The following is a 9459-nucleotide window of genomic DNA, read 5'->3' on the forward strand; positions in this document are numbered from 1 at the left end:
AGATGTGTATAAGAGACAGGCTAGGGACTGGGGACAAGGGGGACTAGGAGAACGAGTAAGAGGGCGCACGGCTGTGCGCCCCTACCTGCTTTTTCTCCCATACCACACTATCCTCTTGCAAACTGCGTCTGTACGGGCGGGTTTATGTAGAATATCTGTTCGTAGCAAGGTTTGTTGGTGAACCCACTCCTACGACTGTGTACTTTTGCGCAAACCGATCGCAATTTTACTGTGCTGCTCGATTTGCGTCATGACTTGTTTTGCGCGTTGAATGACAACTGGGGGTAAACCTGCCAGTCTTCCGGCTTCAATTCCGTAGGATTTGTCTGCGCCGCCTGGTTGGACTTGGTGTAAGAAGATAATGCGATCGGGTAATTCTTTGACTGTAACTTGGTAGTTAGCTACGTTAGATAAAATTGAGGCGAGTTCGTTCAATTCGTGGTAATGGGTAGCAAAAATTGTGCGGGCGCGAATTTCTGTAGCTAGATATTCTGCTACTGCCCAAGCAATTGATAATCCGTCAAATGTTGCCGTACCTCTACCAATTTCGTCTAATAAAACTAAAGATCGTGGTGAAGCATGGTTGAGGATATTTGCTGTCTCATTCATTTCTACCATAAAAGTAGATTGCCCAGTTGCTAAGTCGTCTACTGCACCGACGCGGGTGAAAATGCGATCGCATATGCCCAATTTTGCCGATTTAGCAGGCACAAAACTCCCTACTTGTGCCATTAATTGAATCAAACCAACTTGGCGTAAGTAGCAGCTTTTACCACTGGCGTTAGGACCAGTTAGGATGATTAAGTCTGGTAATTGATAATTGGTAGTTGCGCCCTCAGCCTCCTCAGCCTCCTCAGCTTCCTCAGCTCTCTTGCCCTCACTCCCTATTTCAGTAGAATTAGGCACAAAAAATCCGGCGGGTAAGGATTTTTCAACAACTGGATGTCGCCCGTCTACAATGTTAATTTCTCGTCCTGAGACAATTTCTGGACGGCAATAACCTTGATATACTGCAACTTCGGCAAAGCCACACAATACATCGGCTGCGGCTATGGCACGGGAAACGTTACGGATTGCCTCGGCTTGTTCTCCTACTTCTGTTCGCAGTTCGGTAAAAATATCGTACTCTAGCTGGTACAAATCTTTTTCAGCCGTAAGGATACGCGCTTCTCTTTCTTTTAATTCTGGCGTGTAGTAGCGTTCTTCGTTCTTTAGAGTTTGCTTGCGAATGTAGTTCACGGGAACTTGGTCGGCTTTGGCACGAGAAATGCTGATATAGTATCCGAAGGTATCGTTGTGACCGACTTTTAAAGTTGGGATTCCCGTTCTAGCTTTTTCATCAATTTCAAAATTAGCCACCCACTGCAAATCTTCTTCTAATAATCGTCGCCTTTCATCGAGTTGGGAACTAATCCCAGGACGAATTAAATTTCCTTCTGTGAGGTGGATGGGGGGAGATTCAACTAACTGCGCGCGCAGTTTATGCCCTAACTGTTCTAATTCTGAGGGGAATTTTTGTAAAGTACGGAGATATGGCGATCGCGTTTCTGTGACTAATCTTGCTAATTCTGGTAAACGCAACATTGACTCTGCTAATGCTACTAAGTCTCTCGCATTTGCCGTTCCCGAACCAGCCCTACCGCTGAGTCTTTCTAAATCATAAATTTGTCGTAGAAGCTGCCGCAAATCGTGCCGCAAGGAACTATTTTCTACTAATTCTTGAATTGTATCTTGCCGCGCTCGAATGCCTTTAATATCTAATAGTGGTTGCAAGAACCATCGTTTTAAAGCACGACTCCCCATCGCCGTAGTTGTTTTATCTAAAGCCCATAATAGTGAACCGATAAAAGTTCCATCTCTGACGGTTTGAGTAATTTCTAAATTGCGACGAGTTTGATGATCGAGAATTAAGTAGTCGGTAATTGCATAAGTGCGTAGTTGTTGTAGGGGAACGTCACTTTCTTTTTGCGTATCTTCGATATAGTCTAATAATCCACCCGCCGCACTCACGGCTAGGGGTAAATCTTCACAACCAAAACCTTCAAGCGATCGCACTTTAAACTTCTGAATTAACTTTTGTCTAGCTTCACCCGTGTTAAAACTAGATTGCGATCGCAAACAATAGCAAAATGATGGTGGTAAGCATTCAGGAATATGTTCTGATGTTTCCCCTGGACGAAATAATGCTCCTACATCTGGTGCTTTGGTGGGAACGAGAACTTCAGATGGTTGTAATCGCAGTATTTCTTGAGTTAATTGTTCTAAATTGCTACCTTGCGTTGCTAAAAATTCTCCTGTCGAGATATCTGCATAAGCTAAACCCCAATGATTTTTAGCGATCGCTATTGCTGCGAGATAATTATTACGGCTAGCTTTGAGCATTCCATCTTGCAGCAGAGTCCCTGGAGTCAGGATACGCGTTACTTCACGCTTAACTAAACCTTGTGCAACCGCTGCATCTTCAACTTGATCGCAGATAACGACAGCATAGCCTTTTTCGATCAACTGAGTTGTGTATCGTTCCCAAGCGTGATGCGGTACGCCTGTCATCGCCACCCGTCCGATTTCGCCGCCGTGTTTGCTAGTCAGAACGAGTTCCAATTCCCGCGAGACTATAACTGCATCCTGAAAGAATGTTTCAAAAAAATCTCCACACCGATACAGTAATAAAGAATGGGGATGCTTCTCTTTTACTTCTACATAATGCTTGTACATTGGCGATAGCTTGTTTTTGTCTATCTGCCGACAGTCAGTACAAGGTTGTATGGGTGCTTGAGATTCAGCAGCAGTCGGAGTGGAAGGAACTTTCATGAATCGCTCGTACTACAGTCTTTTACGACTCTACCGTAGGTTGATGTGAGACGATCGCTGTTTTTGTTACTCAGTGCGATCGCTTGCCTCGTCTATTTTAACTGTCAAGGTGGTGAAGAGGCGATCGCAGTAGAGGGAGGCGGCGCGGACTTTAGCTACAGATATTTGTTCTAAAAGCCTTGCACCATGCTGAATTTTACCGTATTCTCCCTTGGATGTTTCTTTTGTGGCTTTCTGTAAGGCTGAATATATTTCAGTTTTGTTAATTTTTTCTACATTTAGATTTTTAGGAATCGCATTTTCTTTAAAGCCTTGCCCGTAGAATCGTTTTAAAGCCTCTATGTCAGCAATAAACCAAGCTTCCATCATTTGTACCATAAGATGACAGCAAGTATCGTCCACTTCTGGCTTATCCCAATTATCCCTTTCTTTCAAATGCTGCCAAGGTGCTTTTTTTACAGATGCTTCTGCATCAACGAGTAGCACGTTAAAAGCATCTGGGTGTTCTTTCAAAGCAATTCTGAAATCTTTAAAAGCATTATTACGAGAACCACAAGTAATAATTTGCCATTTTATTCTTTGGCTTCGTGCCAGTGACACTAATTCTTTAAAGAAAATACTAAATCCTTGTCGCAATTGTTTTTTAGTATCGTTGTCATGCCCACCTCCTTCTATATAAATACGAATTTCTTCTACCATCGAGTTCCACCAATTTCTCCCGCACTCCAAATATGACCAAGTGAGTATTCTTTTAACCATTCTTTTAGTTTCTTAGGATCGAGGCGACGCAAGCGAGTTCCATCATAATCTCTCTCACATACCACGACTGATTCAGGGGGAAGTGCTGAAATCAAAGATTCCGAATGAGTGGTTACAACGAGCTGCGTTCTTTGAGATGCTTCGATTAGCATATCAGCAATGGTAGGCATCATATCAGGGTGTAATCCAATTTCTGGTTCCTCGATACATGTTAATAAAGGTGGAGTAGGATCGAGGAGTAAAGCCATTAAGAATAAATAGTGTAAAGTACCATCTGATAAGCGTGTTGCTGGAATTGGTTGAGTTAATCCCGTTTCTCGAATAAAGGTTTGTACTGTACCACCGTAAATTTTTGTTGTTAGTTCTTCTGCTTCCTCATAAAAGACTTTCAGCTTCTCAATGATTTTTCTAGCTCCGATTTGGTGCTGTAAATTGTTCAAATACATTCCAAAATTACTAGCATCTTCTAGCAAGGGATGCTCAGGTAAATCTGTTGGTTGTGGCATTCTAATTTTAGAATTATGTCCCATGTTCCATTCTCTATATAATTCAATATTTGCGAAATAACTTCTTATATGTATTATTTCTGGATATAGCATGTCTATTGAGCTTATTTGCGATAGAATAGACTGATTAAAGTTTAGTTGTTCCGAAATTTTTTGATTTGGCTTTTTTGTATTAGTAGTCGGATCGTAACCTATTAATATTGAATTTCCATTATTGCGAGATCTGTAATGTAAAGCTACCCCTTCTTCTCCCTCATATGGATATCGATCGATCACTAATTCCTCTATAATTTTAACTCTTTGATTAACAGAGGCAAAATTCAGTTTGTAGCACAATGGTATTTTTTCAGGATAGTCTACGATCGCCTCAATTTGTGCTGTTGGAATATCATCACTACCTTTCCATAAAAATTCACTCACGCCACCACCGCGACGAATCGGCGCAAGTAAATCTGTAGGTAAAGCCTTAAGAATTCCAAAGGCTTCAATTAAGTTAGATTTACCAGATGCATTTGCACCAATTAATACATTGAGGGGTTGCAATTCGATTTCTTCTCCTTCACTACCAAAAGAGAGGAAATTTTGTAACTTTAGCGAATGAATAATTTTTTTTCCTTCCATCGAATCCTCCTGCTTAGAAAACTAGCTTAAGCGGACAGTGTTAAGATACTATTTAATTTATTTTAAACCGCGATCGCTCATTCAACTGTCTACAACTTGACTAAAGACCGGATCGGTTTGAAACTGATGATAACTTACATAAAATTAGTTTTAACTGCAATTATTTGGGGTGGAACGTTTGTGGCTGGTAGAATAGTCGTGCAAACTATGGAACCGTTCACAGCCGCTTTTTTTCGCTTTGCAGTTGCTTCAATTTGTTTGTTAATCTTGACGCAAAAGATTGAGAGACGCTTACCTAAACTCAAAAGAAATCAAATTTCTACAGTTATTTTATTAGGCTTGACAGGAGTTTTTAGTTATAACGCCTTCTTCTTTCTCGGTTTGCAAACTGTTGCTGCTAGCCGCGCTGCTTTAATTGTGGCACTCAACCCTACTTTTATTGCTCTTGGTGCTGCTCTATTTTTCAGGGAGAAATTTAACGGTTTAAAACTACTAGGAATTATAACTTCCCTAACAGGTGCAGCAATTGTCATTAGTAAAGGTCAACTCATAAATTTATTTCAAGGTAGTATAGGTTGGGGAGAGTTTTGTATTTTTGGCTGCGTCTTGAGCTGGGTAGCTTATACTCTGATTGGTAAATCAGTCATGAAATCTTTGTCTCCCTTAGCTGCTACCACGTATGCTTGTATAATCGGCGCGATCGCACTATTAATTCCAGCTTTATTTGAGGGAATAACCCAAGATTTCATACAGTTTCCTCTTGCTGCTTGGCTGGGAATTTTATATTTAGGAGTTTTGGGTTCTGCAATTGGTTTTAGCTGGTATTATGAAGGAGTTGTAGCAATTGGTGCTGCCAAAGCCTCAATTTTTATTAATTTAGTTCCCGTATCTACGATCGCATTTGCCGCTTTATTATTGCAGGAACCGATTACTGTTAGTTTAGTCTTGGGTGGGGTTCTAGTTGTCGTCGGAGTATTTTTTACAAATAAGAGTTAACTGTTGGAGAAATGCAATTTACCACATCTCTACACTAGGTTCATTTATTTTGATTTATTTTGCGAGCGTCCCCACTTCTAAAAAATCTAAAATAATTTGTCTTGCCGCAGGGACTAAAGGTAGAATGCGATCGGCTTTGGCTGAATAACAACTCCCGTGTTGAATTTGTTCGGGAGTTAATAAAGCCATATCCCAACCTTCCTTTAATACGAGTTGGTCTAAATCTACTGTTAGTGGCGCGTGAAAAACATGGCGCTCTACTTTAGGATCGGAGTAACAGCCGACTTCAGATATAGAAGGGGGAAAATAAGTAATTTCTTCCTGTAATTCTCGAATTACAGCCTCATGTGGCGTTTCGCCTGGGTCGAGATGTCCGCCAAAAAAGCCCCAGTGTGCGGGATAGACAATATTGGGAATGTCGTCGCGTAATTGGAAGAGAAATTTATCGTCACGATAGAGGATAGCGATCGCCACGCGAACGGATTGATGAGTCATAATTTTGCAATAATTAACCTAACGGGTGGGAGTCTGTACCTGCTGTTCCTCTACATAGATTTCCCCAAAATCTTGCCCTGCGATCGGGATACTCTGAAAATATACCTTACCCTCGATTGACACAGGTGTTTGCAGCCGCACATTCGTTCTTTTTGTCAGCACCCAAATTTTCCCTGTGGAGTCTTGCAGTTGATACATTCGCCAACTAGCCAAAGGTACTTGTTGCACGACTTTACCTTGCAGGCGAACGGTAGTTCCATTGCCTGTTTCTGGCTTGAGTTCGCCAATCTTAAAAGCAGTTGTACCCATCAAGCCAATACCATTCATTGCATACTGGGGCAATCTACCACAACTAAGTAGCCCCAGGATGAGCAGCGAGTAAATAGCAGTTTTGAAAAGATTCATAAAAGAAAGACAAGGGAGACAAGGAAGACAAGGAAGCAGAGGAGAAATCCAAAATCTAGAATTTCCCTACACCATACACCCCATTCTTCACTGACAACTGATAACTGATAACGGATTGCTTAAACTATATAAGTCAAAACAGTTATAACTGCCTTTTGACAAAACCATTTTAAAAAAGTTCCCCCAACGGCGATGAACGCAAAAACAGCGAAGATACTAGATGGCAAAGCTTTAGCCCAAAAGATTCAGACAGAGTTAACGACACAGATTCAAGCACTACAACCGCAAATCGGACGACCCCCAGGACTAGCAGTACTCATGGTAGGAGATAATCCTGCTAGTGCTGCCTACGTGCGCAATAAAGAGCGGGCTTGTACTAAAGTAGGAATTGCTTCTTTTGGAAAGAATTTTCCTGCCGATGCTACCCAAGCAGAAGTCGCGCAAGCGATTCAAGATTTAAATGAGGATGAAAGAGTAGATGGGATTCTCGTTCAACTACCATTACCCAACCATTTAGATTCTGTCGCTTTACTGCATCAAATTGACCCAAATAAAGACGCAGATGGATTGCATCCAGTGAATATGGGACGGTTAGTCAGGGGAGAATCGGGTTTACGCAGTTGCACCCCTGCTGGGGTAATACGAATGTTACAGGAATACCAGATTTCTTTGCAGGGTAAACAAGCCGTAGTCATGGGGCGGAGTATTTTGGTTGGAAAGCCCCTAGCTTTGATGTTACTAGAAGCTGATGCAACAGTCACGATCGCCCACTCGCGATCGCATAACCTTGCAGCCATTACTCAAACAGCAGATATCCTCATTGCTGCTGTCGGTCGTCCTAACATGATTACTGCCCAAATGGTCAAACCTGACGCTGTAGTCATAGACGTGGGAATCAACCGCATTATCGACTACGAAGGAAACAGCCGCCTTGTCGGAGACGTAGATTTTGAGTCAGTGCAAGAAGTTGCCGAATTGCTGACCCCAGTTCCAGGTGGTGTTGGTCCCATGACAGTCGCCATGCTACTGCACAATACAGTCTGGAGCTATTCTCAAAAGGTTAATGGGTAATGGAGACAAGAAAGTCAAAAGTTAAAAGTCAAAAGTCAAAACGACTTTCTTTTCTTCTGACTCCTGTTCGCTGATAACTGATAACTGATAACGATCGACTGACAACTGCCAATTTCTCGTAAAATTGTTACGGAGACGACAGCACCTAAAGGAAACAAGGCATGGTAGCAGCGGATAACCTTCAGATGCCTCATAATGAAGCCCCGTTTGACCTCTCAGCTTACTTGAAACAACGCCAAGTAGAAGTTGAAGCGGCGCTGGAGAGTTCGATTAGCGTCACTTATCCAGAAAAAATCTACGAGGCAATGCGCTATTCGCTTCTAGCAGGAGGAAAGCGGTTACGTCCGATTCTCTGCTTGGCTACTTGCGAAATGGCAGGAGGCACGGTAGAAATGGCAATGCCTACGGCTTGCGCTTTAGAAATGATCCATACGATGTCATTGATTCATGATGACTTACCAGCTATGGATAACGACGATTACCGACGCGGACGACTGACAAATCACAAGGTTTATGGTGACGATATTGCAATTCTGGCTGGAGATGGTCTGTTGGCTTATGCCTTCGAGTATATTGCTACCCAGACTAAAAATGTACCACCAGAGCGCGTACTACGAGCGATCGCTCAGTTGGGTCATGCTGTTGGCGCGGCGGGGTTAGTTGGGGGTCAAGTGGTAGATTTGGAATCGGAGGGTAAGTCAGACGTGACCGCAGACACTTTGCACTTCATTCATACGCATAAAACCGCTGCACTACTAGAAGCCTGTGTTGTCAGTGGGGGTGTTTTAGCGGGGTTAGAAGAATCGGATTTGCAACGGCTATCGCGCTATGCTCAAAATATCGGACTTGCCTTTCAAATCATCGACGATATTTTAGATGTTACGGCGACAGCAGAGGAATTAGGCAAAACGGCTGGCAAAGATTTACAAGCGCAAAAAGTCACATATCCTAGCCTATGGGGTATAGAAGAATCCCGCCGCCAAGCACAAGCATTAATTGCTACGGCAAAGGAAGAACTAACTCCGTTTGGCGAGAAGGCACAACCACTCATTGCTCTAGCTGACTTCATCACCAACCGCAAGAATTAGGGGAGTCGGGAGTCGGGAGCAGAGAAGGAAGCACTGTCTTCACGGAGTGAAGCGAGCGCGTTTACTGTTAACCAACAACTAACAACCAACAACTAACAACCAACAACTATCAACTATTAACCTTCATCCCTCATCCTTTCAATCAAACCTCATGCAGGACATTGGCGACATTCTCAATAACAGCGTGCTGCTAGTTGCTGTCATAGCTTGTCTAATTGCTCAAGCAGCAAAACTGGCAGTCGAATTACTTAAAAACCACAAATTGGATTTTCGCGTTTTGTTGACTACTGGCGGTATGCCTAGCGCCCATTCTGCATTGGTCACAGCCTTAGCTACGGGTGTCGGTCAAACCGCAGGTTGGGACAGTCCAGAATTTGCGATCGCGACTATTTTTGCCATCATTGTTATGTACGATGCTGCTGGCGTGCGTCAAGCCGCAGGCAAACAAGCCCGCATTCTCAATCAAATGATGGACGAGTTATTCAGCGAACATCCTGAACTGAATGAAGACCGCTTAAAAGAATTATTGGGACATACGCCTTTCCAAGTCATTGTTGGTTCTATGTTGGGCGTATGCATTGCTTGGTTTGTCAATACTTTGTTATTCACACCTACCTACCCAGTACTAGCGGCGGGAGGCTAATCAGTTATCAGTGACCAGTGACCAGTGACCACGCACCTGTCTCTTATACACATCTGACGCTGCC

General features: G+C 42.9%; 10 protein-coding genes. 5 read left to right on the forward strand and 5 right to left on the reverse strand.

The genetic code is table 11. From position 1 onward, the window contains the following. Window positions 1-181: hypothetical protein (locus C7Y66_RS32720; RefSeq protein ID WP_233222897.1), on the forward strand; the 181-nt coding region annotated here is incomplete at its 5' end. A gap of 8 nt (window positions 182-189) precedes the next feature. Here the strand turns inward: C7Y66_RS32720 and mutS are convergent. From mutS to C7Y66_RS28750, 3 genes are all read right to left on the reverse strand, one after another. Beyond that, window positions 190-2811, reverse strand: coding sequence for a DNA mismatch repair protein MutS (gene mutS, locus C7Y66_RS28740; protein WP_106548170.1), 2622 nt, complete (start codon window positions 2809-2811; stop codon window positions 190-192). Between the two features lie 66 nt (window positions 2812-2877). Beyond that, window positions 2878-3510 (reverse strand): DUF4276 family protein, encoded by a 633-nt coding sequence (locus C7Y66_RS28745; RefSeq protein WP_106548171.1) that lies wholly within the window; start codon window positions 3508-3510, stop codon window positions 2878-2880. Beyond that, a complete protein-coding gene (locus C7Y66_RS28750) occupies window positions 3504-4697 on the reverse strand; it encodes an AAA family ATPase (RefSeq protein ID WP_106548172.1) in 1194 nt (397 codons plus the stop codon). Before C7Y66_RS28750 ends, C7Y66_RS28745 begins: the two co-directional genes overlap by 7 nt. 126 nt (window positions 4698-4823) lie before the next feature. Here C7Y66_RS28750 and C7Y66_RS28755 point away from each other — a divergent pair, with 126 nt between their 5' ends. Next, window positions 4824-5693: a DMT family transporter gene (locus C7Y66_RS28755; RefSeq protein ID WP_106548173.1), complete on the forward strand. Its 870-nt coding sequence runs from the start codon at window positions 4824-4826 to the stop codon at window positions 5691-5693. Between the two features lie 54 nt (window positions 5694-5747). On the opposite strand, the gene C7Y66_RS28760 is transcribed toward C7Y66_RS28755, so the two are convergent. Next, window positions 5748-6188, reverse strand: coding sequence for an NUDIX hydrolase (locus tag C7Y66_RS28760; protein ID WP_106548174.1), 441 nt, complete (start codon window positions 6186-6188; stop codon window positions 5748-5750). A gap of 18 nt (window positions 6189-6206) precedes the next feature. Further along, entirely contained in the window at window positions 6207-6515 is a 309-nt protein-coding gene (locus C7Y66_RS28765; RefSeq protein WP_106548175.1) for a hypothetical protein, read from the reverse strand. 270 nt (window positions 6516-6785) lie between these two features. On the opposite strand from C7Y66_RS28765, the gene folD reads away from it, so the two are divergent. The 3 genes from folD to C7Y66_RS28780 all read left to right on the forward strand — a co-directional run bounded on the left by folD (window position 6786) and on the right by C7Y66_RS28780 (window position 9395). Further along, the gene (gene folD / locus C7Y66_RS28770; RefSeq protein WP_106548176.1) at window positions 6786-7664 is read left to right on the forward strand and encodes a bifunctional methylenetetrahydrofolate dehydrogenase/methenyltetrahydrofolate cyclohydrolase FolD; all 879 of its coding nucleotides are present in this window, start codon (window positions 6786-6788) and stop codon (window positions 7662-7664) included. Window positions 7665-7825: 161 nt separating this feature from the next. Continuing rightward, window positions 7826-8752: a geranylgeranyl diphosphate synthase CrtE gene (crtE, locus tag C7Y66_RS28775; RefSeq protein WP_106548177.1), complete on the forward strand. Its 927-nt coding sequence runs from the start codon at window positions 7826-7828 to the stop codon at window positions 8750-8752. 151 nt (window positions 8753-8903) lie between these two features. Then, complete coding sequence (locus tag C7Y66_RS28780; RefSeq protein WP_015153461.1) at window positions 8904-9395, forward strand: divergent PAP2 family protein; 492 nt, start codon at window positions 8904-8906, stop codon at window positions 9393-9395. Window positions 9396-9459: the final 64 nt, after the last annotated feature.

Source organism: Chroococcidiopsis sp. CCALA 051, from assembly GCF_003015105.1.
In the GTDB taxonomy this organism is placed as follows: Bacteria; Cyanobacteriota; Cyanobacteriia; order Cyanobacteriales; family Chroococcidiopsidaceae; genus Chroococcidiopsis; species Chroococcidiopsis thermalis.